At 69.5% G+C, this 25676-nt stretch carries 21 protein-coding genes; 12 read left to right on the forward strand and 9 right to left on the reverse strand.

Features of this window, described 5'->3' with window-relative positions; all coding sequences use genetic code 11:
* Positions 1–16 precede the first annotated feature (16 nt).
* Positions 17–964 carry a hypothetical protein gene (locus HR086_RS08415; protein ID WP_174453458.1) on the forward strand — a complete coding sequence of 316 codons (948 nt, stop codon included), beginning with the start codon at positions 17–19 and terminating at the stop codon, positions 962–964.
* 65 nt (positions 965–1029) lie between these two features.
* Here the strand turns inward: HR086_RS08415 and HR086_RS08420 are convergent, their stop codons facing one another.
* Both HR086_RS08420 and HR086_RS08425 read right to left on the reverse strand, forming a co-directional pair.
* A complete protein-coding gene (locus tag HR086_RS08420) occupies positions 1030–2631 on the reverse strand; it encodes a Na+/H+ antiporter (RefSeq protein ID WP_141643558.1) in 1602 nt (533 codons plus the stop codon).
* A 99-nt stretch (positions 2632–2730) separates the two neighbouring features.
* Positions 2731–3612, reverse strand: coding sequence for an ATP-grasp domain-containing protein (locus HR086_RS08425; protein WP_174453459.1), 882 nt, complete (start codon positions 3610–3612; stop codon positions 2731–2733).
* A gap of 364 nt (positions 3613–3976) precedes the next feature.
* Here HR086_RS08425 and HR086_RS08430 point away from each other — a divergent pair, with 364 nt between their 5' ends.
* Entirely contained in the window at positions 3977–4555 is a 579-nt protein-coding gene (locus HR086_RS08430) for a hypothetical protein (protein ID WP_174453460.1), read from the forward strand.
* 69 nt (positions 4556–4624) lie between these two features.
* On the opposite strand, the gene argC is transcribed toward HR086_RS08430, so the two are convergent.
* From argC to HR086_RS08465, 7 genes are read right to left on the reverse strand one after another with little or no spacing between them, the layout of a single operon-like run.
* The gene (gene argC / locus HR086_RS08435) at positions 4625–5692 is read right to left on the reverse strand and encodes an N-acetyl-gamma-glutamyl-phosphate reductase (RefSeq protein ID WP_141643555.1); all 1068 of its coding nucleotides are present in this window, start codon (positions 5690–5692) and stop codon (positions 4625–4627) included.
* Positions 5689–6750, reverse strand: coding sequence for a hypothetical protein (locus tag HR086_RS08440; protein WP_141643554.1), 1062 nt, complete (start codon positions 6748–6750; stop codon positions 5689–5691). The genes argC and HR086_RS08440 overlap by 4 nt, the downstream gene beginning before the upstream one ends.
* A gap of 1 nt (position 6751) precedes the next feature.
* The gene (gene argG, locus HR086_RS08445) at positions 6752–7945 is read right to left on the reverse strand and encodes an argininosuccinate synthase (protein WP_174453461.1); all 1194 of its coding nucleotides are present in this window, start codon (positions 7943–7945) and stop codon (positions 6752–6754) included.
* A 26-nt stretch (positions 7946–7971) separates the two neighbouring features.
* The gene (gene argH, locus HR086_RS08450) at positions 7972–9321 is read right to left on the reverse strand and encodes an argininosuccinate lyase (RefSeq protein ID WP_174465323.1); all 1350 of its coding nucleotides are present in this window, start codon (positions 9319–9321) and stop codon (positions 7972–7974) included.
* Positions 9314–10375 carry a M20/M25/M40 family metallo-hydrolase gene (locus HR086_RS08455; protein WP_174461268.1) on the reverse strand — a complete coding sequence of 354 codons (1062 nt, stop codon included), beginning with the start codon at positions 10373–10375 and terminating at the stop codon, positions 9314–9316. Before HR086_RS08455 ends, argH begins: the two co-directional genes overlap by 8 nt.
* Positions 10372–11298 (reverse strand): acetylglutamate kinase, encoded by a 927-nt coding sequence (gene argB / locus HR086_RS08460; RefSeq protein ID WP_141643550.1) that lies wholly within the window; start codon positions 11296–11298, stop codon positions 10372–10374. Before argB ends, HR086_RS08455 begins: the two co-directional genes overlap by 4 nt.
* A 51-nt stretch (positions 11299–11349) precedes the next feature.
* Complete coding sequence (locus tag HR086_RS08465; protein WP_141643549.1) at positions 11350–12360, reverse strand: N-acetylornithine carbamoyltransferase; 1011 nt, start codon at positions 12358–12360, stop codon at positions 11350–11352.
* Positions 12361–12530: 170 nt separating this feature from the next.
* Here HR086_RS08465 and HR086_RS08470 point away from each other — a divergent pair, with 170 nt between their 5' ends.
* From HR086_RS08470 to HR086_RS08515, 10 genes are all read left to right on the forward strand, one after another.
* On the forward strand, positions 12531–12965 hold the full coding sequence (locus HR086_RS08470) for an arginine repressor (RefSeq protein ID WP_141643548.1): 435 nt from the start codon (positions 12531–12533) through the stop codon (positions 12963–12965).
* 233 nt (positions 12966–13198) lie between these two features.
* On the forward strand, positions 13199–13756 hold the full coding sequence (locus HR086_RS08475) for a Uma2 family endonuclease (protein ID WP_174453465.1): 558 nt from the start codon (positions 13199–13201) through the stop codon (positions 13754–13756).
* A 99-nt stretch (positions 13757–13855) separates the two neighbouring features.
* On the forward strand, positions 13856–15094 hold the full coding sequence (locus HR086_RS08480; protein ID WP_174461266.1) for a VWA domain-containing protein: 1239 nt from the start codon (positions 13856–13858) through the stop codon (positions 15092–15094).
* A gap of 9 nt (positions 15095–15103) precedes the next feature.
* Entirely contained in the window at positions 15104–15811 is a 708-nt protein-coding gene (locus tag HR086_RS08485; protein WP_141643546.1) for a response regulator transcription factor, read from the forward strand.
* Positions 15808–17565, forward strand: coding sequence for a sensor histidine kinase KdpD (locus tag HR086_RS08490; protein ID WP_174465324.1), 1758 nt, complete (start codon positions 15808–15810; stop codon positions 17563–17565). The genes HR086_RS08485 and HR086_RS08490 overlap by 4 nt, the downstream gene beginning before the upstream one ends.
* 363 nt (positions 17566–17928) lie before the next feature.
* Positions 17929–18480, forward strand: coding sequence for an ECF-type sigma factor (locus tag HR086_RS08495; protein WP_174453468.1), 552 nt, complete (start codon positions 17929–17931; stop codon positions 18478–18480).
* A 266-nt stretch (positions 18481–18746) separates the two neighbouring features.
* A complete protein-coding gene (locus HR086_RS08500; RefSeq protein WP_174453469.1) occupies positions 18747–20936 on the forward strand; it encodes a hypothetical protein in 2190 nt (729 codons plus the stop codon).
* A 129-nt stretch (positions 20937–21065) separates the two neighbouring features.
* Complete coding sequence (locus tag HR086_RS08505) at positions 21066–22982, forward strand: HEAT repeat domain-containing protein (RefSeq protein ID WP_174465325.1); 1917 nt, start codon at positions 21066–21068, stop codon at positions 22980–22982.
* 51 nt (positions 22983–23033) lie between these two features.
* Positions 23034–24806 (forward strand): hypothetical protein, encoded by a 1773-nt coding sequence (locus tag HR086_RS08510; protein WP_174465326.1) that lies wholly within the window; start codon positions 23034–23036, stop codon positions 24804–24806.
* A 50-nt stretch (positions 24807–24856) separates the two neighbouring features.
* Positions 24857–25576, forward strand: a complete 720-nt coding sequence (locus HR086_RS08515; protein ID WP_373564278.1) for a hypothetical protein — start codon at positions 24857–24859, stop codon at positions 25574–25576.
* Positions 25577–25676: the final 100 nt, after the last annotated feature.

Consider the following 25676-nt stretch of genomic DNA (forward strand, 5'->3'; position numbering starts at 1 on the left):
GGTAGGCTGCCTGCCCGTGAGCCCCAAGCCGAGTGTCCTCGAGCCGCTGCGTGTTCGAATCCGCCGTTTCCAGTTCATCGTTGGACTGGGTTTCATCTCGCTTGTCCTGGGCTCGGCCCTCAGCGTGTCGTTGACGCTGCGGCTGAATCTGCGCGTGCAGGCGCTGCCCTTCCACTCGTTGAAGGTGCTGGTGGCGGTGCTGCTGGAGAACGTGTGGTTGGTCGGCGTGCTGCCGGTGCTCTGCTACGGCGCGGGCCGGGTGATGGAGCTGAAGCCCTGGCAGACGGCGGCTGGCGCGGCCGTGTCCGGCGCGGTCTTCGTGCTCGCGCTGGGCTACGTCCAGGGCGGCGTGGACTCATTGTGGCTGGGTGGGCTGGGCTCGGTGCTGAACGTCGCGGTGTTCGGGGCGGGCATCGTCGTCAGTGCGCGCGCGCTGAAGGCCGGAAGGGCCGCCGCCGCGCAACAATCCGAGAAGACCCAATCCAAGGCCGAGGAGCGCAAGTCCGAGTACGACGAGTTCCTCCGCGCGGCGGAGCAGGGCGGCGCGAGGCTGGAGCAGCGCGAGGCCGAGTCAGCCGCCGGGGCTCGAGTCGATACATCCGCCGAGGCGCCTGGAGCATCCGCGAGCGTCGCGGGACATGTCGAGACGTCGAGTCCCGGTCCGGGCGAATCCGCTGCGAGCGCCGAGGGACGCGTGGACACGTCGATTCAAAGCCCGGTGTCGTCCGCATCAGGGGCCGAAGCACGGGTGGACACATCGGTCGATGGTTCGTCATCGAGCGCCGAGGGACGTGTGGACACGTCCGTGTCCGCGGTGGAGTCCCTCGGAGCCGCGACCGCGAGCGCGGTGCAAGCGGTTCCCTCGGAGGTGGAGCGCCCGGACCCGGTGATTCGCCTGCCCGAGCAGTCGCTCTCCGAGGCGCCGCCCGCGACTTCGGATACCTCCAAGACGCCAGCGGTCTGAAGGCCCGTAGCGCCCGCGTCACGGGAGCCCGTGAAGGCCACCCGTGACGCGAGGACCGCCTGACGTCAGGTCCCGACGGCCCCGGCGGGCGTGGCGGGCACCGACGTGTGGATCTCCGCGGCGTCGGCATGGGCGATGCGCTCATCCAGCTCCGCGGTGAGTCGCTCGAAGGCCTCCTTGCCAATGGCGGCGGACTGGTACGCCTTGAGCAGCGACTCCTTCTCCACGATGAGCATGCGGCGGACGGCCTCCTGGTGCTCCTCCTCGTGGAAGCGCATCGACTGCTGCTTGAGCTGCGCCAGCTCCGTCTCCGTCACGCGCTCCTTCTCCTGGTAGTCCTTCTCCAACTGGGTCAGCACGTCGGCGGGAATCTCGCGCGTGCGACGCAGGGCCTCGAGCGCGGCCATCGCGGCGTGGATGGCGCCCAGCCGGCCGCGCGCCAGTTCGTACTGCTCCTGGTACGCGTCCTTCAGGCCGGTGATGCCCAGCTTGCGCAGGAGCGGCGCCATGGAGAGGCCCTGGAAGACGATGGACAGCACCACCACGCCGAACGTCATGTTCACCAGGAGCTCGCGGTGGTCGAAGTCCGCCGGAAGACTGAGCACCAGCACCATGGAGATGGCGCCGCGCAGGCCGCTCCAGGTGAGCACCGCGCTCCAGGACCAGGGCATGCGCTCCGACGTGAGCCTCAGCAGCGCGGACACGCCGTACACCACCACCGCCCGTCCAACGATGACCGCCACGTAGGCCGCCAGAATCGGCTTCCACGACGCCAGCAGCGACGACAGGTTCACCTCCAGGCCGATGAGGAGGAACACCACCGAGTTGAGCGCGAAGGACCAGTACTCCCAGAAGCTCTCCACCGCGACGCGCGTGGTGGGGCTCATGCCCTCGTGCGTGGCCCAGTTGCCACAGAGCATGCCGGCCACCACCGTCGCGATGACGCCCGAGTAGTGGAAGTTCTCCGCGATGACGAACGAGCCGTACGCCGCGATGACGGTGCAGGTGATTTCCACCATCGCGTCATCCACACGCTTGATGACCCGCGCCGCCGCATACCCCACCGCGCTGCCCACCAGCACGCCCATGCCCGCGACCTTGATGAAGTCCATCACCGCGCCGCCCACGGTGAACTGGCCTCCCATCGCCACTCCCACCACCAGCGTGAAGAGCACCACGGCGGTGCCGTCGTTGAGCAGGCTCTCTCCCTCCACCAGGATGAGCAGGCGCTTGGGTGCGCCGAGCGTCTTGAACAACCCCACCACGGCAATCGGGTCCGTCGAGACGATGACCGCCGCGAACACCATCGCCGGAATCATCCCGAAGCCGCTCACCACGTTCATTCCCTCGACCCACTCCGAGAGGATGAGCGCCGTCAGGCCCGCCGAGGCCGCCACGCCCGGAATCGCCATGGCGTGGATGGTCAGCTTGTTCTTCCAGAACTTGCGGAACTCGACGTGGAACGCCGCCTCGAACAAGAGGCCCGGCAGGATGATGGCGAAGAGCAGTTCCTTGGTGAGATGCGGCGGCTCGAACAGATGCACCGCACCCAACGTCAGCCCCGCCACCACCAGGGCCACCGTGTAGGGAATCTTGAAGTACCGCGCCGCGATGGCCACCGCGGTCGCGACTGCGAAGATGAGGACGAAGGCCAATTCGAAGTGCATCGTTCCTTGCCTGTTTTGACGTCAAACCTTTGCGCACCATAACCCAGGAGCGCGTCGCGAAGGTTGCTCCTGGGTGGGGCCGGCGTGGCGGGTGCCTGGCTACCCGGCCCCCAGCAGGGGCTCGAAGAGGGCGCGAGGGTCCAACCCCGGAGGCAGGCCGGAGACGCCGCCGTCATTCACCTCGACGACGGCCCAGCCGCCGTCCTCCAGCATGGCGACGTCGAGGGAGAAGAAGGGCGAGTCGATGCGGCGGCCCAGGGGCTCGAAGGCGGTGAAGTCCGGAACCTCGACGTCGAACTCGTGGTACGGCTCGGCCGCGAGCAGGCGGCCGTGTCCGAAGAAGAGGCGGAACTCCAGGTGCGCGGGGCCGGTGGGCATCCTGCCGTAGACCTTGAGGGGCAGGTACTTCCGGACGACGAGTCCCCGCTCGAAGCGTTCACCACGCTCCTCCACGAGGTTGGCGCACGTTCGCTCGAAGTCCTCGCGCGTGGCGCCAGCCGGGACGAAGCAGGCCTCCTCCCAGCGCTCCTTGGCGGACTTCACGTGGTCCTTGAGGATGTACGGAGCAGGCCCGAGCTCCTGGGCGGCTCGCCAGGCCTCCTGGGCGTCCGTGCCTTCGGTCCAGATGGAGCGCGCGGTGTAGCGGGCGAGGCGGGGGTACCAGTTCGGCAGGTACATTGCGGCGGCGTACTGCGTGGGGGTGGTCAGCAGCCGGTGGCCGCGCTCGGAGAGGGCCTCGTCGAGCGCGCCGTACTCCTCTTCTGTGAGCATCCACCCCCGGTAGAGCAGCCGGAGTGTTCCATGTTCCGGTACCGCGTCGAGCGCGCGCTCCAGGTTGCCATGGAGGAGGGCGGCCAGGTCCACCTGATACGTGTCGAGGCCCAGGGACTCCGCGGCTTCGGCCTCCACGTCGAATGTGTCGTACTGAGAGGGATTGCGACCGAAGACGAGGGCACTTGCAGGACGGGAGCGTCGAGGCATGGGCACCGCTTTCGTGGAGGGCGCACGGCGGGGATTGCCGGGCGGGCCTCCTCCGACGCGAACTCGAGCGCGGCCTGACGTGCTCCCGGCGGGACGCTCGCCCGAGAATGGGCGGTGCCTGGAAGGAAGTGGGGGCGTTGAGTGAAACAGACGCGAGCCCCAGGTGAAGCCTGACAGCGCTGATTGCGGGCAACGTCATCGCCCGCACTCCCGGCACGGCGTTGGTGTACCCGTACCCTCAGGTTCAATTGCTGACGTCATTCCCAGTCGCCAGAGTGGCGCCGGGCTGGATGACAGTCATTGGGAGGGCGTCTGCCTTCGCGTGGGTGTCTTGGCCGGCCTGAACCCAGTCATTGGAGACATCATGAAAATGGACGATATGGTTGCCGGTGGAAACGTGCGTCGTCTCGGGAGCGTGCTGCTGAGAGGTGCGTTCCTGGCGGTGCTGGCCTCTCCGGTGGGCTCGGCCCTCGCTGTCGAGCCGGTGAGTGTCATCTGTGAGTTGGGGACGTCCACCCGGACCTTCTCGCCAGCGGCGACGATGAATCCGCAGAACATCAACGTGTCGACGGCCTCGGCCTTCAGCAACTGCCTGACGGTGCTCGGACAGGTGGTCCTCAACGGCAGCGTATCGACGGGCCCCAACCTCCAGACGGGGCTGACGTGTTCGAGCCCGCTGACGACGGGGGCCGGCGAGGCCACCATCACCTGGAACACCGGAGAGACGTCCCGGTTCGACTACACCTCGGTCGAGGTCGGCGTCGTGGGCCTGACGACGGTGGTGACCTATGCGGGCACGGTGCTGCACGGGAAGTACTACGGCTCCACCGCGACCTGGTCGATTGTCTACACGACGGCGCTGTTGAACCTGGCCTGCCTGAACCCCGCGGGTGTGTCCTCGCTGGGGGGCATCGCTCAGCTCACCATCACCCGCGTCCTCTAGCCCTCGCGGCGAAGCAGGCCGTGGGCCACCGCGCCCGCTCCGAGGCCACCGGAGCGGGCGCGGCGTCGTTCACGGGTAGCAGGCGGCCTGACGCAGCCCGGTGTCCTCGGGAAAGCCGAGGGACACGTTGAAGTTCTGCACGGCCTGGCCGGCCATGCCCTTCACCAGGTTGTCCAGCGCGGCCATGACGGCCACGGAGCGGCCCTTCGTCGCCACGGAGATGTCGCAGAAGTTGCTGCCGGTGACGGCGGCGACGCGCGGAGTGCCCTCGACGATGCGGACGAACTTGGAGCCCTCGTAATAGCGGCGGAACTTGTCCGTCAGCGACTGCGTCACCACCGCGCCGCCGTGCTCGGGCCACTCGAACTGCACGGTGGCGAAGATGCCGCGCACCATGGGCGCCGAGTGCGGCACGAAGGCCAGCCGGTGGCGCTGCGCGCCGTGGGCCACCAACATGACCTCGACTTCGGCCTCGTGCTGGTGCTCCAGCGGCTTGTACGCGCGGAAGTCGTGCGCGCGCGTCGGGTGGTGCGTGCCCTCGCCCGGCAGCGAGCCGGAGCCGGAGGAGCCCGTCACACCGGAGACGGCCAGCAGGCCCAGGCCTGGCGTGGACGCGATGGGCAAGAGCGCCAACTGCACCGCGGTGGCGAAGCAGCCGGGGTTGGCGATGCGCCTGGCGCCCTTGATCTCCTCGCGCTTCCACTCGGTGAGGCCGTAGGTGAAGGTGCCCAGCAGGTCCGGCGCGGGGTGCGGCTTGCCATAGGCGCCCGCGTACCGTCCTGGGTGGTCCAACCGGAAGTCGGAGGACAGGTCCACGAGCAGGAGGCGGTCGGCGAGCCCCACCTCGGCCCACTTCTTCTCCAGGCCGAGGAACTGCGTGGCCAGCTCACCGTGACCCAGCGCGCTGAACAGCACGGGCTGCTGCGAGTCCGCGAGCCAGCGCCAGTCCGGCTCCGCCTCGAACTTCGCGTCGACCAGGCCGCGCAGATGCGGATGCACCTTGTGGACGGGCTCGCCCGCGTGGTGCCGGGACACGACGCGGATGCCGGCCACGGCCGGGTGCCCGGAGAGAATCCGCAACAGCTCGCCTCCGCCGAAACCGGAGGCCCCCAGGATGTAGATATGCGCCCGCGTCATGACTTCCTCCCCGCGCCCAGCTTCGGCGAGAGCTTCTCCAGGATGAGACCACCCAGCGCCGCCGGGTCCGCGCGAGCGTTTCGCGCCGGCACGCCCACGACCTGCTCCACGAAGCGCACGCCCACCGCGTTGTCCGTGGCCGGACCGGCCAGCACGTCCACGTCGATGCCGTACGTCTCCTTCAGGTGCCGCACGCCGCCGGCCGCGCCCACCGGGTCGTTGGCGCACATCACCCACGCGCCCGCGAGGGCCTTGAGCTCCGGGTCCGCCAGAATCGCCTGGACGCCGTACTCACCCATGATGCCGTCGCCCGTCTCCGCGACGATGACGTCCACGTCGGACACCGCCAGCTCGGAGAACAGCACCCTGGCCACGCGCGCCGCCGTGCGCGGCCCCGTGCAGACGATGCCCGCGTCGGTGAAGTCCATCACCACGTCCGCGCCGGAGTCCTGCATGCTCAGCGTGTCCCGCATCAGCGACACGCCCGTGAGCTTCGCGCCGCCCACGCGGTAGCCCGCCTGCGCAAGCCTGCGCACCATGGCGCTGGCGGCGAACGTCTTGCCCGCGTTCATGCACGTGCCCACCACGTAGACGACGGGGCACTTCACCGCCACGTTCGTGCCCTTGAGCGCGCCGGACATCACGTGCGCCGGCTGCCCGTTGCGCGACATCAGCTCCGGGAACTCGAGCACCTGGCCCAGCACTTCCGCCTCGAAGGGCATGCCCACGCCGGGGTTGTGCGACGTGCACTTGCCGATGACGCCGCCCATGTTCAGCACGTGCAGCCGCTGACCCACGGTGACGGACTCCGGCACCACGCCCTCGTAGCCGTGCAGCGCGTTGCGGTGCCCCAGGGCGCCCACCATGATGTCGCCCGCGTGCAGCGTGACGAGGCGCCCGTGGACGTCCTCGAGCTGGTTGTAGACCGTCTTCTCACCGTGGATGCGGATGGCGATGACGGCGCCTTCCTCGGCCTTGACCTCGGGCGTGAGGTGCACGGTGCGCCCCAGGCCCAGGTTGCGGGTGACGCTTCCCACCTTGTCGACGAAGACCTTCATGTCAGCCTCCCTTCGCCCGGTGCGAGAGCATCTGCGCGACGCCGTACAGCTTGGCGAAGCCAGCGGCCTCCGAGCCCGTCCACAACACGTTCGCTTCCCCGTACGTCGCCACCTTCGCGTCCATCAACGAATAGGGCGAGCGCACGCCTTCCACCACGATGGAGCGAGGGTGCAACACGAGCCGCACCTCGCCCGTCACCCGGTCCTGCGAGGAGGTGAGGAACGCCTCCAGGTCCTTCACGAGCGGGTCGAAGAAGTGCCCCTCGTGCAGCAGCGAGCCGTAGAGGTTGCCCACGGTCTCCTTCCAGAAGAGCTGCTTGCCGGACAGCACCAGCTTCTCCAGCTCGCGGTGCGAGGTGATGAGCAGGTGCGCGGCCGGCGCCTCGAAGCCCACGCGGCCCTTGATGCCGAGGATGGTGTCGCCCAGGTGGATGCCCCGGCCGATGCCGTACTGGCGCCCCAGCACGTTGAGCGCCTCCACCAGCTCCACCGGCCCCAGCGCCTTGCCGTCCAGCGACGCGGGGATGCCCTGCTCGAAGCCCACCGTCAGGGGACGAGGCTTCAAGTCGGTGGGAATCTCCCCGGAGGGGAACGCCGCCTCGGGCAGCGCGCTCCACGAGTTGAGCGTCTCGCTGCCGCCCACGGACGTGCCCCACATGCCCTCATTGACGGAGTAGGAGCCCAGCTTCGGCGGCATGTGGACGCCGCGCTCGGCCAGGAAGGACAGCTCTTCCTTGCGGCTCAGGCCCAGCGTGCGGATGGGGGTGAGCAGCTCCAAGTCACCGGCCAGCGAGCGGAAGGCGACGTCGAAGCGCACCTGGTCATTGCCCGCGCCGGTGCTGCCGTGCGCCAGCGACTGCACGCCCTTCTCGCGCGCCACGCGGACGACCTCCACGGCCTGGCACGCCCGCTCCGCGGACACGCTCAGGGGGTAGAGCTGCCCGCGGAGCACGTTGCCGGCGATGAGGTAGCGCAGGTAGCCCTGGAAGAGGGTGCCGCGCGCGTCCACCTTGATGTGCTCCACGGCGCCCAGCTTCGCGGACAGGGCCGCGATGCTCGCGAGCTGCTCGGGCGGGAAGCCGCCCGTGTCCACCGTGACGGTGGTGACGGCGTAGCCCTGCTCGCGCAGGTACACCGTGCAGAAAGCGGTATCGAGTCCGCCGGAGAAGGCCAGCACCACGTTCTTCTTGCTCATGTCGTCACTCCTCACGGGGAAGGCGTTCATACGTCCCACACTCGCGCGGTGGCCGTGGCCAGGGCGCGGTGGGTGTCGTCGAGCCAGGCGCGCGCGGCGGCCAGCTCCTCACGGGCCTGGGGCAGCCCCAGGTTTCCGGCGCCACCCAGGTGGGTGGCCGTCAGGGCCTCGCGGTCCGGGTGGAACGTGCCGTCCGAAAGCTCCCGGCCCACCTGCCGGTAGGCGTCGCGGAAGGCCTGTCCTCCGGCCACCAGCGTGTAGGCGTGGTGGGCCGCGTACAGCGTGTCGTCGCAAGCGCGCGCGGCGGCGTCCGCCTTCACCTGGAGCACCGGCACCAGTCGGGCGAGCACGTCCAGGAGCGCACGGCTGGACGCCAGCGCCGCGAAGGTGGGGCGCTTGAGCAACTGGAAGTCGCGGTGGTAGCTGGAGGGCAGGCCGCCCGCCACCGCTTCCACCTGGTGCGCCAGTCCTCGCAGCTCGCGGCATCGCCCGCGCGCCAGCTCGACCACGTCCGGGTTCTTCTTCTGCGGCATGATGGACGAGCCCGTGGTGAACGCATCCGGCAGCCCGAGGAAGCCGAACTCGTCCGTGCTGTAGAGCTGCACGTCCCACAGCCACTTCTCCAGCGTGCCCGCGACGCTGCAGGCCCAGGCCAGCACCGCGGACTCGTGACGGCCGCGTCCGTTCTGCGCGTCGATGGGGCTTCTCTGCACCCGACTGAAACCGAGCAGCTGAGCGACGTATTCGCGGTCGATGGGCAGCGGCACGCCGAAGCCCGCGGCGGCGCCGAGCGGGCAGCGGTCCAGCCGTCCCCACACGCCGCGCAGCGCCTCCAGCTCCTCCAACAGACCCTCCGCGAAGGCCATGCCCCACATGCCGAACGTCGACGGCATGGCGCGCCGCAGATGGGTGTAGCCCGGCATCGCCACGTGGGCGTGCGCCTGCGCGAAGTCCAGGAAGGCCTCCGCCAGCTTCACCGCGCCCGCGCCGAGCGCGAGGACCTCTTCACGCAGGAGGAGGCGCACCGCGAGCAGCACCTGGTCATTGCGCGAGCGCGCCAGGTGGATGCGCTTGCCCGGCTCGCCCACGCGCTCCACCAGCGCGGCCTCCAGCGCAGTGTGGCCGTCCTCCTGCTCGGGGCGGATGGTGAAGTGGCCCGCGCGCGCCTCGTCGTGCAGCGTCTTCAGAGCGCCGACGAGCGCCCGGGACTCCTCGGGCTTGAGCAGGCCCACCTTGCCCAGCATGCGCGCGTGCGCGGCGCTGCCCAGCGCGTCGTGCGGCGTCAGCGCCAGGTCGACGACGGGGTCGTCGCCCACGGTGAACCGGTGGATGACCGCGTCCAGCGCGGCGCCCTTGCCCCACAGAGTCTCAGCCACGGGCCACCTCCTCGAAGTAGCCGCGCAGAAGGCGCGTGTAGAAGGCGGCGCCGGCTTCCAGCTCCGCCAGGGTGATGAACTCGTCCGCCAGATGGCTGCGCAGGGTGTCGCCGGGACCCACCTTCACCGTGGGCAGCTCGCCCAGGAAGGCCCAGTCGGACGTGGTGCTGGAGCCCACGGGCTCCTCGCCCGACGCGGCGATGGCCGCCCGGACGATGGGCTGATGCGACAGCGTCGCCTTCGGCAGATACCGCGCCGAGTGCACCTTCACCTCGCTCTTCAACACGCCACCGAGCTGGGTCGCCACCTGCGCGTGGTCCATGCTCGGCGTGGTGCGCAGGTCCACGAAGAACTCGCAGGCGTCCGGCACCTGGTTGCGCGCCAGCCCTCCGGAAATCTGCGTCACCTGGGCCCGCGCCTCACCCAGCAGCGGGTGGGACGGGAAGCGCAGCTCCGCCAGCGTGGAGATGTCTCCGGCCGCGACGTGGATGGCGTTCACCGCCTGCGCGTTGTGCGCGTGCGCGACATGCGAGCTGCGGCCGTGCGCGGTGCAGCGCAAGAGGAGCATGCCCCGCTGGGCGGTGCAGGGCTTGAGGCTCGTGGGCTCGCCCACCACCGCGGCGTCCAGCGGCCCCAGGTCCGGCAGCAGCGTGCCCAGGCCCTGGCCTCCGGTCTCCTCCTCGGCGGTGAAGGCGAAGACGATTTCTCCACCCGTGGGCGGACCTTCCTTCAGGAGCGTCCGGGCCGCGACGAGCATCCCCGTCACGCAGCCCTTGGCGTCGTTGCTGCCCAGGCCGTACAGGCGGTCCTCACGCCACTCGGGCGCGTGGGGCGCGTACGTCCACCCGGCGCACGGCTTCACCGTGTCCAGGTGCGAGTTGACGAGCAGCCGGCGTGGCCCGCTTCCCACGGAGAACCACACGTTGTGGCCCTTCCGTTGGACGCGCGCACCCCAGCCCTCCGCCCACCCGGACACCGTGTCCGCGATGAGTCGCTCGTCACCCGAAACGCTGGGGATGGCCACCAGCGCCTGGAGCAGCTCCGCCGCCTTCATCCCCCGTTCCCCGCGTTCTTCGGCGCCTTCTCGCGCACCACCATCGTCCCGCTGCCCTCGTTGGTGAAGACCTCCTCCAACAGCGCGTTGGGTGCCACGCCGCTCACCAGATGCACGCTGCCCACGCCGCCCACCAGCGCGTGGCGGATGGCGTGCGCCTTGGGACGCATGCCGCCGGAGATGGCGCCCGTGTTCTCCATGGTCGCCAGGTCCGTCAGGTTCGCCAGCGTCACCAGCGACGTCGGGTCATTCAAGTCGCGCAGCAGGCCCGGCACCTGGACGAGGAAGAAGAGCTTCTCCGCCGACAGCGCCACCGACAGCGCCGCCGCCACGGTGTCCGCGTTGGTGTTGTAGACGGCGCCGTCCGCGCCGCCGGAGAGGGGCGCGATGACAGGCACGTAGTCGGCCGAGCGCAGGTGCTCCACCACGCGCGTGTCCACCGCCTCGATGTCGCCGACGAGGCCGTAGTCCACCAGCCGGCCCTCGGTGGCCCCCGGCTCCGTCACCATGACGGGAGGACGCTTGCGCGCCTTGATGAGCCCGGCGTCCACGCCGCTCAGGCCCACGGAGGGCACGCCCGCCGCCTGCAGGTCCGCGAGCAGGTCCGTGTGCAGCTTGCCGGCGAGCACCATCTTCGCCGCGTCCAGCACGGGCGCGGACGTCACGCGACGGCCCGCCACCTTCTCCACCGGCAGGTGGAGGGCGTCACACAGCGTGTCCAGTTCGGGCCCGCCGCCGTGCACGACGACGGGGCGGATGGAGAACGTCCACAGCAGGGCAATCTGCTCGCACGCGGAGCGGCGCAGGCGCGGGTCGCTCAGCATGGCGCCGCCGAGCTTCACGACGAACGTCTTGCGGCGGAACTGCTGCACATAGCGCGCGGCGTTGCGAAGCGCGGAGTACGGGTCGGGTGACAAGGGCACGGGAGACCTCGAAATGAAGAGAAGGGGAGAGGCGCGCCTGGGTGGCGCCGCTCAGCGGGACTGCGAGCGCATCCAGTGGAGCAGGGCGCGCTGGACGTGGAAGCGGTTGCCCGCCTCGTCCACCACGCGACTGCTGGAGTGGTCCAGGACCTCATCGGCGACCTCCACGTTGCGACGCACGGGGAGGCAGTGCAGGAAAGCGGCATCCTTCGCCGCGCTCGCCATGGTGCGCAGCGTGGGCATCCACCCGGAATACGACGCGAGCAGCGCGGTGACGTCGTTGGGGGAGAAGGCCGCGGCGGCCGTCGGGCCCCACGACTTGGCGTAGACGGCGCGGCTGCCGGCGAGCGCCTCGTCCTGGTCGTGGGTGTAGGTGATGCTGCCGCCGGTGGCCTTGGCGTACGCCTCCGCCTCCGCGCGCACCGCGGGGTGCAGCTCGAAGCCAGGAGGATGCGCCACGCGCACCTCACAGCCGGCCGCCGCCGCGCTCAGGAGGAACGAGTTGGGAACCGCCTTGGGCAGCGGCTTGATGTGCGGCGCCCACGTCAGCGTCACGGGCAGCTTCTTCGTGGTGCCGAACGTCTCGCGCAAGGTCAGCATGTCCGCCAGGCCCTGGCACGGGTGCTCGCGCGCGGACTCCATGCTGACCACGGGCACGGTGGCCCACTTGCGGAACGCGTTGATGATGGGGTCGACCTCGTCCTCCTCGTCGCCGCCACCCTGCGAGAAGGTCCGCACGCCCAGCATGTCCACGAAGCGCGAGAGGACGGGCGCGGCCTCCTTGAGGTGCTCGGCCCGGTCCAGGTTCATCACCGCGCCCTCGCGGTGCTCCAGCTTCCACACGCCCGAGCCGACATCCAGGATGATGGCGTTGCCACCCCCGCGCAGCATCACCGCCTCGAACGAGGTGCGCGTGCGCAGCGACGGGTTGAAGAACACCATCCCGAGGATGCTCCCCTCCAGATGACGACCCGGAGGCGTCTGCTTCCAGGCCGCGGCCTGCGCGAGGATGGCCTCTACACCCGCGGGGCCGAGATCCTTGATGTGCGTGACGTGCTTCATGGGCCTGCGCTCCCCGGCCTGGACCGGATGCATAGGTGGATGAATATGCACCAGCATGCGTGCATTTCCGCGAATGGGGCGCGGATATTATGCAGAAAGACGCGACGCGCAAGGGTAATGTTCCCGCAATCTTTCATGCGGGTTCCTTGCATGGAAATTCACGCGCATGCATGGTGGTGGGAATGAACCTGGACGACGAAATCCTTCGGCTCATCTCGGAGCGGGAGATCAGCGATCAGGCGGTCTTGCAGGAGCTGCTGGAGGCGGAAGGGCAGGCCCCGAGCCAGTCCACGCTGTCGCGGCGGCTGAAGAAGCTGGGCGTGCAGAAGGTCGGCGGGCGCTATCAGCGCGCGTCGATGGAGCCGGTGGTGGCCACCGAGCGGCAGCGCGTCAGCATCATCGAGGCTCCGCCGAACATGCTCGTGGTGAAGACGGGGCCTGGCTATGCGCCCGCCCTGGCGTTGGCGTTGGACCGAGAGCCGGAGGTGCCGGGGCTCGCTGGCACGGTGGCTGGCGACGACACCATCTTTGTCGCCGTGACGGACCCCGCGCGGCTGCGCGAGGTGCGCTCCGTCGTGGAGCGGCTGATGCTCCGGAGCGCCTGAGTCGGCGGTGCCTGGTTCGTGGCGCTCACTGGCCGCGTGATTGCACGACGTGCACGCGCGTGGCCCGAGCCGGGTGGCGGTGTAGCGCCCCCCTTGCGTCCGCCGTCCAGCCGATACAACCTGGGAGGGCGGTAGCGACATGGACACCCTCACGCGTCAGACCCCGATGTTATTCCCCTCGCATGACCATGGAACTGGGGTTGGGCGGCGAGGCTTATGGATATGGGGACGTCATGGACAAGAAACCGGCCACCTATGCGGACCTGGAGGCGCTTCCCGAGACGGTGGTCGGGGAGCTCATCGATGGGGAACTGCACGTCAGCCCTCGGCCAGCACCGCGGCACGCGCTGGCGTCGTCCCGGCTGGGAGGTGAGTTGAGCGGACCGTTCGACCGGGGACGGGGCGGGCCTGGAGGCTGGTTCATCTTGGACGAGCCGGAGCTTCATCTGTTCGGGGGAAATGTCCTCGTCCCGGATGTCGCGGGCTGGCGACGTGAGCGGATGACAGAGCTTCCGCAGACGGTCGGCTTCACGGTCGTCCCGGACTGGGTCTGCGAGGTGCTGTCCCCCTCCACGTCGCGACTGGACCGCTCGTTGAAGCTGCCCCTGTATGCCCGCGAAGGCGTGCGCCATGTCTGGATCATCGATCCGATAGCCAGGACGTTGGAGGTCCATCGCCTCGATGGACGAAGCTACGCCCCACCCGTCATTCATGAGGCGAACGCGAGGGTTCGCGCGGAGCCCTTCGAGGCCTTCGAGCTGGAGCTGGGTTTCCTCTGGGACGCGCGGTAGCCACGCACCTGGTTACACGGCGGTTACACCTTTCGGACGGTCTCCATCGTTACTGTCCCAGCGTGCTCTTCAGGGCACCGCCGTACGAAAGGACTCACGATGAAACCGGCCCTCAAGCTCCCTGTCATCCTTGGCTCGGCCACGGTGCTCGCGCTCTCCGCGCTCCTGCTGGGCAAGCCCGCGTCCACCCCGCCTCCTCCCGAGGTGCCGCGTCCTGCTCCCGTGGCGGTGGTCCCTCCTCCTCGCGTGGAGGTCCCCACCCCGACGAAGCCCGTGCCGGCCGATGCCTCGGCCCCCGTCATCCAGATTGCCCTGCTGCTGGACACCAGCGGCAGCATGGACGGCCTGTTGGACCAGGCCCGCACGCAGCTGTGGAACATCGTGAACCGCTTCTCTCAGGCCCGACGTGGGGGCGCCGCTCCGAGGCTCGAGCTGGCCCTCTACGCCTACGGCTACGCGGGGGAGGGCGCGGGCTCGAATGAGATTCGCCTGCTGACGCCCTTCACCACGGACCTGGACGCCATCTCCGAGCGCCTCTTCGCCCTGAGGACCTCCGGCGGCTCCGAGCACTGCGGCGAGGTCATCCAGGAGGCCAGCCAGAAGCTCGCGTGGAGCACGAACCCGGACGCGATGCGGCTCATCTTCATCGCCGGCAACGAGACCTTCACCCAGGGCCCCGTCGACTTCCGCGAGGCCGTGTCCGCCGCCAGCAAGCGGGGCATCACCGTGAACACCATCCACTGCGGTGGTTACGAGCAGGGCATCTCGGACCAGTGGAAGGCGGCCGCCACGCTCGCCGATGGCAGCTACATGAACATCGACCAGAACCAGAAGGTGGTGGAGCTGCCCGCGCCGCAGGACGAGGAGATTGCCCGGCTCGGCACCGAGCTGAACAAGACGTACGTCGTCTATGGCGGCGCCTCCGGCAAGGCGAGCCAGATGCGGCAGCAGGAGCAGGACAGCCTCTCGCGCGGCGTGTCGGTGCAGAACATGGCGGCGCGCTCGGTGGCGAAGTCCTCCGGGAACTACTCCAACGAGAGCTGGGACCTGGTGGACGCGGTGAAGAAGAACAAGGTGGACCTGGGCGCGGTCGCCGCCGATGACCTGCCCGAGCCGATGCGCAACCTGGACGGCGACGGGCGCAAGGCGTGGCTGGAGGCCCGGGAGAAGGAGCGGGCGGCGCTGCAGCAGCGCATCCAGGAGCTGGGCCGGCAGCGTCAGGAGTTCCTCGCGGAGGCTCGCAAGAAGAATCCCACGGAGGAGGAGTCCACGCTGGACGGGGTCATCGGTCAGGTGGTGCGTCGCGAGGCGACGAAGCGTCAGTTCACCTTGGAGTAGGATGCCGTCATGGCCGCGCGCCGAGTACTCGTCGTCGAGGATGACCCCGCCATCCGGCGCGGAATCGTGGATGCGCTTCGCTTCGAGGGCTACGAGGTCCTCGAAGCGGGCGTGCGGGAGGAAGGCCAGCGGCTGGCCGAGCGCACGCCGGTGGACCTGGTGCTGCTGGACCTGGTGCTCCCGGACGGTGACGGGCTGGACCTGCTCCGGGCCGTGCGAAAGAGCCGGCCGACGCTGCCCGTCATCATCCTCACCGCCCGGGGCCAGGAGGAGGACCGGGTGATGGGGCTGAAGCTCGGCGCGGACGACTACGTGGTGAAGCCCTTCTCGGTGCGTGAGCTGCTGGCACGCGCGGGCGCGGTGCTCCGACGCTCGGCGGAGCGGCCCCAGGGCGCCTCCCGCGTGGACTTCCCCGGAGGCCACTTCGTGGTGGAGCGCCGGGAGCTGAGCTTCGACGACGGCTCCCGGACGGACCTCTCCGAGCGCGAGGCCGAGGCGCTGCGCTACCTGGGCGACAACGCCAACCGGGCCATCTCCCGGGAAGAGCTGCTGGAGCGCGTCTGGCACCTGCCCGCGAGGAGCGTGCAGACGCGCACGGTGGACATGACGATGGCGCGCCTCCGGGAGAAATTGCGCGACGACTCGGCCGAGCCCCGCGTCATCCTCACGGTGCGAGGCAAGGGCTACATGTTCTCCGCGCCGGGCGGCCCGGGATGATTCGCTCCTGGCGTGTCTGGCTCGCGGTGAGCGCCTGTCTGCTGCTCGCCCTGGCCGGTGTGGTGTGGCTGTCCGTCTTCGCCTTGCGGTTGGACCGCACGGACCGTCAGGCACGTGAGAGCGCGGCGCGAGAGGAGAACGTGCGGCTGGCGCTGTGGCGGCTCGACTCGGAGCTGCTGCCGCTGGTGGCCCGGGAGAGCGCGGTGGCGGTGGAGTCGTATGCGGCCGTGGCTCCCGCGCGCGGCATCCTGGACGGACAGCGGCGGCCCCTTGCCAGGGGACAGGCCTGGGTGGCCTCGCCCCTGCTCTCGGGCCCGCCGGAGCACGTCCTGCTTCACTTCCAGATGGGGCCCGATGGCGAGGTGTCCTCGCCCCAGGTGATGGAGCCCGAGCTGCGAAGCCTGGCGCACCTGGCGCACCCGGGGGTCGACGCGGACGTCCTGCGCGAGCGGCTGGAGCGCGTGTCGCTGCTGCTGCGGAGCGCCAATGTGCGGGAGGCGCTGGCGATGCGTGCGCCCTCGGATGGGGAGCCCGTGGCGCGGCGGGCGAGTGGGAACAAATTGGGGGACGCGCTCCAGTGGACGAAGAACGCGAGCGAGTTCGATGCGCGCTCCCGCAGCGCGCGCCAGGCCGCGAGCCAGAACATGGTGGGTTACGGCAACATGGCGCCGGCGGAGAACGTCGCCGCCCGCGAAGTGGTCGAGGAGATGCGGGCCATCTGGGTGGGGGATGCCCTGCTGCTCGGCCGGCGTGTCCAGGTCGACGGTCAGGAATATCTCCAGGGCTGCTGGCTGGACTGGCCCGCGCTTCAGCGCTGGCTGCAGGGGAAGGTGGAGGACCTGCTGCCGGGCGCGACGCTGGAGCCGGTGAAGGGCTCCGAGACAGCGAAGGGGGAGGGGCGGCTGCTGGCGTCGCTGCCGGTGCGGCTGGTGCCGGGCGCGGCACCAGGCGAGGAGGGCTCATCCGGCGCGCTGTCCTCACTGCCCCTGGTGTTGATGGTGGCGTGGAGTGGCGTGGTGCTCGCGGGCGTGGCCGTGGTGTCGCTGCTGGGCGGGGTGATGTCGCTGAGCGAGCGGCGGGGCGCGTTCGTCTCGGCGGTGACGCATGAGCTGCGCACGCCGCTGACGACGTTCCGGATGTACACGGAGATGCTGTCGGCGGGGATGGTCCCCGACGCGGAGCGCCGCCAGGAATACTTCGACATCCTCCACCGCGAGGCGGAGCGGCTGAGCCACCTGGTGGAGAACGTGCTGGCCTATGCCCGCATCGAACGGGGACGCACCCCCGCGAGGCTGGAGCGGGTGGCGGTGGGCACGCTGCTGTCCCGGATGGAGGAGCGGCTCTCTCAGCGCGCGCTCCAGGCGGGCATGTCGCTGTGCGTGGAGGTGCCTGCCGACGTGGTGGTGCTGACGGACCCGTCGGCGGTGGAGCAGGTGCTCTTCAACCTGGTGGACAACGCTTCCAAGTACGCGGCGGGCGCGGTGGACAAGCGCATCCTCGTGCAACTGGAGCGGCGCGGCGCGACGGTGGGTCTGGTGGTGAGGGACCACGGGCCGGGCGTGGACGCGGCCACGGCGCGCAAGCTCTTCGAGCCGTTCTCCAAATCCGTGCAGACGGCGGCGAAGTCCGCGCCCGGCGTGGGACTGGGGCTGGCGCTCTGCAGGCGGCTCGCGCGGAGCATGCGCGCAGACCTTCGCCATGAGCGGGTGCGCGGGCGCGGCGCGCGCTTCGTGCTCTGGCTTCCCGCCGCCTGACGTCCGCCGCGACTCCCGGGTGGCCGCGGGCGCCTGCCCGGTGAGGGAGGCGTTCGCCTGTCAGGCGGTCGACGTCGTCCTCACGCCCGCAGAGGAGCCCGCATGGGCGCCCGCGCCGCGAACGTATCCCAGTCATCCTTGGAAATGTAGATAAACAAGAAAAATAAGAAATACTTGCGAGCGCGCATTGCGCCGACCCACCTTGAGAGCACAGGTTGGGTCATCCCACCGGGCAGGGAATTGTCGGCATCCGCGAAAAACAATTCTTTGTTCTCAAGATTTGCGGGCGTCCTCGTTCGAAATCGTAGGCAGACGTGGCGAAGCGACTCGATGGGATGTGAGACCCAGGAGGACACCATGGGCATGTCGGAGATGACATCGCTGCTGGACGGCGCTCGCAACGGGAACGCGGAGGCTCGGGACGCACTGCGGTGGGTGGCGTACCAGGAACTCCGAGAAATGACGCACTCGGACATGAATGGTGAGTCACCCCGCCTTTCAATGCGTCCGATGATGCTCCTGCGAGACATCTGGCTGCGTCTCGCGGGGGACGTGGCGGATGCGGACCGGCGGAGGCACTTCCTGGGCGCGGGAGCCCAGGCGATGCGCCGGGTGCTGGTGGAGGGCGTGCGGGTGCGCAATGCCCGGCGGAGCGATGCGCGGCGCGAGCCGCTGTTCCTTCGCGACGAGGTCTTCGAGGTTCCGGTCGGCGTCGACATCGACGTGCTGGACCTGGAGCGGGTGCTGGTGGAGCTGGAGGCGTTCAAGCCCCGGCTGGCCCGGGTGGTGGAGCTGCGCTACTTCGCGGGCCTGGGCATCCAGGAGACCGCGGCGGTGCTCGGCGTGGTTCCCGCCACCGTCCGACGCGACTGGACCTACGCGCGCCTGGGCCTGTGCGAGCGCGTAGGCCACTGATTCCCTGAACCCATGCGTGGCTGGCGGAGCCCGGGCCCTCGAACCGAGAGGCCCGGTGCTCGCTCATGTCGTTGGAGCCTTGCGCCTCGTCACGCGTGGGGTGTTGCCTCGCAGGCAACGGCCCCCATCGCCTTGTTGTCCCGGGGTCCTCGTCTGGCCCGCGTGTCTCCTCGTGTCCCCGAGTGAGAAGCGCGCGGCACAGCGTGTGCTCTCTGGCTGCGCGGGCCGAGCCCGAAGCCGGCCTCACACCAAGGACGAAGCTGCATATGACCAAGGGGATGAAGGTGGGTCTGTTGGGGAGCCCGCTGCGTTGGGCCGGATTGTCGGCGACGATTCTGGCGGCGCCCGCGAGTCTCGCGGCCGACTGCCCGACGCCGGTGCTCGAGCAGTGCGCGAACGTGGACTACCGCTCGAGCAGTTGCGGCCAGGCCCACGACGCGTATTGCCAGGACCTCACGGAGTCGGAGTGGAAGGCGCGCTGGGAACTGGCGGCCAAGAAGGTAGTGCTGTTGCCAGAGGAACTCGGTGGCAAGACGGCGACGGTGGCGACCCAGCCCGTCAAGCTGGGCACCACCCGCTTCACCGGCATGGACCAGGGGCTCGCGGGCCAGGTGCTCAAGGGCCAGGTGCTCTACCGCAAGCGGCTGGAGAACCTCACCAAGGCGGAGAAGGCGTACCTCATCCAGTTGGAGGCCTGGGACAAGAACGGAACGCAAATCACGTCGTGCCAGGAGTTCGTGGACGAGAAGTACCTGGGCTACAGCCGCTTCGAGCGGCTGGCGGGCCAGTACGGTGATGACTACCGCGCGCTCTTCAACGCGGCGTACGGCGCGAACGGAATCGCCAACCGCACGCTCTACAGCCGCGACCAGAAGAAGCTGGCGCCCATCTGGGCGGACCAGGCGGTGGCCAAGAACGCGTACTTCGAGTTCGCTCCGGGCCCGTACCCGGACGGCATCAATGGCTACGAGTTCACCAGCGAGGCCGCGTCCCTGGCCAACAACGAGGAGGCCCGCAAGTGGGCCACGCCGACGGACGCCTGGCACGAGTCGATGAGCAAGCAGCTCAGCAAGACCCCCGATGACGTGCTCACCGTGCGTCAGGAGGAGCAGGAGGTCTTCACCGCCCTGCTGCGCCGGCGCGAGGCCGTCTACGCCGAGTGGCAGCAGGCCGTCCTCATCTTCAAGAAGCAGGACCAGGACCCGAAGGAGCTGAACAATCAGGTGGGCGAGCACCTCTACATGCTCGACAAGGCCATCGAGGAGCGGCTGGTGAAGGCCCAGGAGCAGGGCTGCCTGGACACTTCGAACGTGACGTCCTGCGACTGGAGCCCGCGCCGCTACAAGGGGCAGCTCGAGGCCGCCATGGCGCCGCGCCGCGCCGCGGACCTGCAGGCCTGTCTGAACCTGACGGGCAACGACTTCAGCGAGCAGAGCTTCGTTCGCAACGCGGACCTGCTCAAGCTCTCCACGCTGAAGCAGAAGGACTACACGCTCAGCTCCTCGCTGCTCACCCAGTACCTGAACATCTACGGCGCGCACATCGCGGCGCTGGATGTGCCGGTGGACCCGTCCTCGGGCCTGGTGCGTCACGGCGGTGAGCACGGCGACAGTGGCTACTCCGGCGACAGCATGTTCGGCGGTGGATACGACTACAAGGCGGGCTGGGAAATCACCGCGCCGGGCGCGGACCTGAAGGCGAAGGGGTTCGGGTTCGAGGGCCCGTGGTGTGACTACAACGCGCGGCTCTACGCGGAGTTCAACGCGTATGTGAACGTGTTCAGCCCCACGCCGTTCGAGGTGGTCCACGTCCACGGCGGCGCGGGCACCGAGGGCAACGGCATCCGGCTCCAGCTGGGCGCTCGCGTGCTGGGCCTCAGTGTCTACAACCACGACATGCACTACCCGCTGCGCATCACCTTCGCGGAGGACAAGCCCTTCTTCAAGAGCGACGCCGCCCAGGCGTCCACCACCTTCCTGGTGTGGTTCATCCCCGTCACGGTCAAGGGCGGCGTCTCCGCGGAGACAGGCATCAAGATCTCCCTCGGCGGGGCCGTCACCCGCGACTGCGCCGCGGACCTGCTGGGCGTGGACCTGTTCGGCACTGTCACCCCCTACCTCACGGTCAACGGCTTCGCCTCCGTGGGCATCGGCATTCCCCAGTTCCAGGTGGCCGTGCGCGGAGAGGTGGTCCTCACCCGTGTGAACCTGCCGCTCTACAGCGACATTGGCATCTACCTGAGCTCGCCCTCGCACCCGACGAACCCGAACACGCTGTTCCTGCGGCTCACGTCGAAGCTCGACATCGAGGCGCGCTTCCTCGACGGCCGCATCATGCTCTACGCCGAGCTGGGGCCGGCCCACGCGGAGTTCCCCATCTTCAGCTGGAGCGGGTTCGGCATGAAGCACAACATCTACACCCAGCAGGTGACCGTGCCGGTGGCGCAGCTCTTCTAGCCACACGTGCGGGTCCGGGTCCGGTCCCTCCCTTCGAGAAGGGGCCGGACCCCCTTCCATCCACCCCGGTGCGGGCATGCCGGGGTGGCTCCTTCCCAGTCCTCTTCAGTCTGATTCCTGGAGTCCTTCATGCGTCGCCCGAGGCTCGCCGTCCGCACGGCCGTGCTGTCCACCCTGCTGCTCACCGGCTCGCTGTCCGCCTGGTACTTCACGCGCCCCACCATGCCTGGCGCCGACACCGCGTCCGTGGTGAGCGACTCTCGGCTGCCCCTCTACCAGTGGACCCAGGGCGAGGAGCGCGTCTACCGCTTCGTCTGGGACGACCTCCAGCGCGTGTCGCTGCCACTGCCCTCCGCCGGCGAGTCCTCGACGCTCGATGGCACGCTGCACCTGGAAGGCTCGCTGACGCTCCAGGCGCTCGAGGTGCGCCCCACCGGCACGCGCCTGCACCTGGCGCTGAAGTCCCTGGAGCGACACGAGGCCGTGCTGTCCGGCCAGGTCCTCCTGCCCGACGCGGCCGCCGTGGCGGCGCACCTTCCCCAGACTGCCTCCGCGTGGGTGGAGCTGGATGCGCGGGGCGCGCTGCTGGCCGTGCGCTTCTCGGAGGCCGAGCCGCCCATGTTCCGTCAGCTCACGCAGACGCTCGCCGCCGAGCTGTTCCCCACCGAGCTGCGCGACGCCTCCGAGTGGAGCGCCGTCGAGTCCACCCAGACGGGCGACGTGGAGGCCCACTTCCGCTTCGAGGGTGACGGTGACGCGCGACTGACGCGCCGTCGCTCGCGCTACCACAAGCTGCGGGCCGCGGGTGGCAACGCCCCCTTCCAGCAGGACCTCCGCTCGCTCACGCGTTTCGAGCGCACCCCGGAGGGCCGCATGGCCGGCGTGTTCCATGACGAGTCCCTGGATGCCTCGCGGACCGACGGCGGCGCGCTGATGTCGCGCCGGATGCGGCTGCGCGTGGAGTTCGCCTCCCGTCAGCTCAAGCCGCTGCTGGCGACCGGAGGGGAGAAGACCATCATCCGCCAGCCCGCGCAGATTGCGTTCGAGGGAGACCCGGAGGTCGCCCTGCTGCGCAGCCAGGCCGATGGCATGACGATGGACCGGGTGCTCCAGGTGCTCTCCTCCGCGACGAGCGCCGAGGCCATCGCGGGCCTGGACGGCTTTGTGCGCCGCGCCATCGCCGCGCTCAAGCTGGAGCCTGAGCGTGTGCGGGAGCTGGCGGTGAGCTTCCAGCGCAAGGGGGTGTCGCCAGGACTGCGCGAGCTCACCATGGACCTGCTGGCGGGGGCGGGCCACGCGGAGGCCCAGGCCACGATGCGCGCGCTGCTCCAGTCGCCGGCGGCCCGTGAGCACGAGGCTTCCTTCGGACTGATGGTGCAGCGTGCCGGCTTCCTCCGCGAGCCCGAGCCGGAGACGGGGCGGATGCTCACCGCGATGAACGCCCAGGCGCGTGCGGCGAACGACGTGGGAGCGGAGCGGGCGTCCGCGTACGCGTTGGGAGGCGTCATCTCGCACCTGTCTCCGGGTGACCCGGAGGTGGCGACGTACGCGCGTCCGCTGGAGGCCGCGCTGCGCGATGCACGCAGCGACGAGGACCGCACGCATGCGCTGCGCGCGCTGGGCAACACCGGCCTGGAGTCCGTGCTGGACCAGGCGGGGCCCCACCTGCGCGCGGAATCGGCGGAGGTGCGCGCCGCCGCTGCGGAGTCGCTGCGCCGCGCGCCGCAGGAAGTGGCCACTCGCATGTTGCTGGACTCGCTCGGCTTCGAGAAGGACCGCGCGGTGCAGTCCGCGCTGCTCGACGCCCTGGACGCGCGCGCGCTGGACGCGGCGGACCTGGAGCGGCTGCGAGGCTGGGTCGTCTCCGGCCAGCTCGCCTCCGGCGCGGAGTCCACGTTGCTGAACGTCATCACCCACCGGCTCGACGGCAGCGCGCCCATCTACCAGATGCTCCAGGCCCTCGCGCTGCGCCCGGGGCAGCAGTCCTCACTTCGCGCTCGCATCATGTCCCTCATGGCCCAGTCCTCCGCGCAGCGTGACGGCTGAGCCACGGCCTCTCTCTCCCTGTCTCAATCACTCCACGTATTCGAGGTCTTCATGAAACGCATTCTGAACAGGCTGGGCCTGCTGGCCTTGCTCGGCCTCTGGTTGACTCCGGTGGCCCAGGCGGATGTCCTGGACGACGTGCGGCGCGGGACGAACGTGCGCCTCAACGCGGCTCGCATCCATGTGAAGGGCAACGACTACGCCACGGGCTACTGGCTGCTGCCCAAGGCGTCCGGATCGCTGAACCTCAACGTCCCCGCGCGCGACTTCGGCATCAACTCGGACCTGGTGCTGCACCTGTACGGTTCGCGCTCCGGCAACGTGCTGACCTGGACCTTCGATGACACGCTCCCGAGCCCCTATTACCTGGGAGGCGCCAACAGCGTCACGCGTGTGCGCGGCACGCTGAAGGCCTTTGCCCGGCAGGTGCGCGGCGCGGATGACCCGTTCTGTGCCCACTCCTCGTGTCCGCACAACGTGGAGCTGGTGCTGACCTCCGGCAGCCAGGTCTGGGTGGACGGCTACACGGACATCATCTTCAGGGTCGGCTGGACGGAGCCGGTGACGGTCCGCCAGTTCGTGGCCTACGCGGGGGTGCCCCGGCCGCGCCTGGCCTCGGTTCGCGTGCTGACGTCCACCAACCGCTGCCAGTCGCCGGACCCGACGGAGCTGATTGGCGAGGTGACGCTGAGCAGCCCCGCGCCCACGGGAGGGGCGCTGGTGGAGTTGCTGAGCGTGGACGCGAGCGTGGGCGTGCTCAACGTGCGGGTCCCCGAGGCCCAGCGCACCGCGCGTTTCACCATGCGGCTGCCCCCGGACTGGTCCGGTCCCACCGTCATCCAGGCCTCGTCGGGAGGAATCCGCCAGACGCTCAAGGTCGCGGTCTTCAAGTGCATCGTCGAAGTGTTCCCCTTCAAGTACTGGCAGTTTCTGCCAGCGTCCTCCATTCCGCGCTTCCTGCTGAATGGGGGTGCGTTGGTGGCGCGGCTGGCGAACCAGGAGTCGGACACGCTGATCACCGCGAAGTCGGTCGCATATCCGCTCCAGGAGGTGCTCAAGGCGGACCGCGTGGAGGTGAAGGGCGTCAATGGCAGTGGCGATGTCTTCGGCACCGCGTACACGTCCAAGGGCCCCAGCGCGTTCCGCCTGAAGTCCAGCACGGTGAAGTCAGGCGCGGAGCTGTGGGTCGACGGCTACGAGGCGCTCCTGGGCAATGCCCATGGCACGCCGCTGGTGCGCTGGCCGGATGACAAGGACACCGTGTACCTGGTGGACGAGGTGGGCCCCATGAAGCACGAGGGGCTGGCGGGGCTCGCGTCGGGCCGCATCTTCTTCAACGCCCTGGGCGAGTCCGCGTCGACCGTGGCGACCAGCAAGGGCGCTCGCGCGGTGCGAATCGTCCGCAAGGAGCAGCAGGTCCTGGTGGACGAGGAGTCGGAAGTCACCGCGCTCAACGACGTGGGCCATGTGCTGGGAACGGTGCGCGGCTCCGACAAGAAGCTGAGGCCCTTCCGCTGGTCCTCGAAGGAGGGCGTGCAGTGGCTGCCCCTGCCCGAGGGCTTCGTGTCGGGGAAGGCCGTGTCCCTCAACACCAGCGGCTGGGCCGTGGGCACCGCCACCTCCGAGGATGGCAAGACGCAGGCGGCTTTCATCTCCACGCCGGACGGCAAGAAGAGCGTCCCGCTGTCGCAGGTGGCACCCGAGGAGCTGACCAAGGCGGGCTATCGCTTCGTGGAGGCGCTGGCCGTCTCTGACGACTTCGAGGTCCTGGTCCGCGCCATCGATGGCCAGGGGCAGACCGTGCATCTGGTGCTGCGCCCATGAGCCCCACCGACACCGTTCTCCCATCGACTCTGCGAATGAGGAATCCCATCGTGAACCTGAATTCACCCCTGCGGGGGCTGTTGATGCTGTGCATGGTCGTCATGGCGGGCTGTGGAAGCTGCCAGGGGAGCACCCCGAGCTGCGACCCCAGCCAGGCGGGAACCGAGGGCTGCGCGTGCCGCACCGATTCCGCGAGCTGCAACGCGGGGCTGGTGTGCAACAGCGGGGCGTGCGTCCCGTGTGGCGCCGAGGGCCAGGAGTGCTGCGTCAGCGGCGCCTCCGGGGTCTGCGGCGGCTCCCTGATGTGCGTGATGGAGTCGGCCGGCGAGGTGTGCCGCAACTGCGGTGACCTGGGGGAGGCGTGCTGCAACTCGTCAGGCGCGCAGGTGTGCAACGCGGGAGGCAACTGCGTGGGCGGCGCTTGCCAGTCCGTGACGGGCGGGGCGTGTGACCCGGGGGGCTCGATTTTCACCGTGGGCATCCAGGACATGAACCTGTGCGCGGTGCGTGTCGTGGAGGTCCGCGCGACGACGGCCGCGAACGCGATGACGTGCGCGACCACCAGCGGCATGCTCAATCCGGGCGAGGCGTTCTTCGAGGTTCCGAACACGCCCATTGTCGACTTCGACATGTGCGTGGAGACGGAATCGGACGGGCGCCGCTCCACCTCCGTGAGGGCCTTCGGCGACTTCGAGGCCCGGCGCTGCACGCTCTTCACCCGCTGCGGAGCCGCGGGCTGCGTCAGCGTCCGTCCGGGCATCTGCACGTAGCCCGAGGGGAGTGAGGAACGCGGGCGTCTTGGGGGACGCTCGCGCTCCCGCGCGTCGCGGCGAGGGTCTTCCGGCCCGAGGCCCTCGTCGCGGCATGCGG

It is taken from the genome of Myxococcus sp. CA039A (genome assembly GCF_013336645.1).
Taxonomy (GTDB): Bacteria; Myxococcota; Myxococcia; order Myxococcales; family Myxococcaceae; genus Myxococcus; species Myxococcus llanfairpwllgwyngyllgogerychwyrndrobwllllantysiliogogogochensis.

Coding starts and splice junctions, on each gene's coding strand:
- HR086_RS08510 (WP_174465326.1), top strand. CDS start 23,034: ATGAAACGCATTCTGAACAGGCTGGGCCTGCTGGCCTTGCTCGGCCTC.
- HR086_RS08430 (WP_174453460.1), top strand. CDS start 3,977: ATGAAAATGGACGATATGGTTGCCGGTGGAAACGTGCGTCGTCTCGGG.
- HR086_RS08455 (WP_174461268.1), bottom strand. CDS start 10,375: ATGAAGGCGGCGGAGCTGCTCCAGGCGCTGGTGGCCATCCCCAGCGTT.
- HR086_RS08440 (WP_141643554.1), bottom strand. CDS start 6,750: ATGAAGGTCTTCGTCGACAAGGTGGGAAGCGTCACCCGCAACCTGGGC.
- HR086_RS08495 (WP_174453468.1), top strand. CDS start 17,929: ATGTCGGAGATGACATCGCTGCTGGACGGCGCTCGCAACGGGAACGCG.
- HR086_RS08470 (WP_141643548.1), top strand. CDS start 12,531: ATGGTGGTGGGAATGAACCTGGACGACGAAATCCTTCGGCTCATCTCG.
- argC (WP_141643555.1), bottom strand. CDS start 5,692: ATGACGCGGGCGCATATCTACATCCTGGGGGCCTCCGGTTTCGGCGGA.
- HR086_RS08465 (WP_141643549.1), bottom strand. CDS start 12,360: ATGAAGCACGTCACGCACATCAAGGATCTCGGCCCCGCGGGTGTAGAG.
- HR086_RS08480 (WP_174461266.1), top strand. CDS start 13,856: ATGAAACCGGCCCTCAAGCTCCCTGTCATCCTTGGCTCGGCCACGGTG.
- HR086_RS08475 (WP_174453465.1), top strand. CDS start 13,199: ATGGACAAGAAACCGGCCACCTATGCGGACCTGGAGGCGCTTCCCGAG.
- argG (WP_174453461.1), bottom strand. CDS start 7,945: ATGAGCAAGAAGAACGTGGTGCTGGCCTTCTCCGGCGGACTCGATACC.
- HR086_RS08505 (WP_174465325.1), top strand. CDS start 21,066: ATGCGTCGCCCGAGGCTCGCCGTCCGCACGGCCGTGCTGTCCACCCTG.
- HR086_RS08485 (WP_141643546.1), top strand. CDS start 15,104: ATGGCCGCGCGCCGAGTACTCGTCGTCGAGGATGACCCCGCCATCCGG.
- HR086_RS08500 (WP_174453469.1), top strand. CDS start 18,747: ATGACCAAGGGGATGAAGGTGGGTCTGTTGGGGAGCCCGCTGCGTTGG.
- HR086_RS08425 (WP_174453459.1), bottom strand. CDS start 3,612: ATGCCTCGACGCTCCCGTCCTGCAAGTGCCCTCGTCTTCGGTCGCAAT.
- HR086_RS08490 (WP_174465324.1), top strand. CDS start 15,808: ATGATTCGCTCCTGGCGTGTCTGGCTCGCGGTGAGCGCCTGTCTGCTG.
- HR086_RS08420 (WP_141643558.1), bottom strand. CDS start 2,631: ATGCACTTCGAATTGGCCTTCGTCCTCATCTTCGCAGTCGCGACCGCG.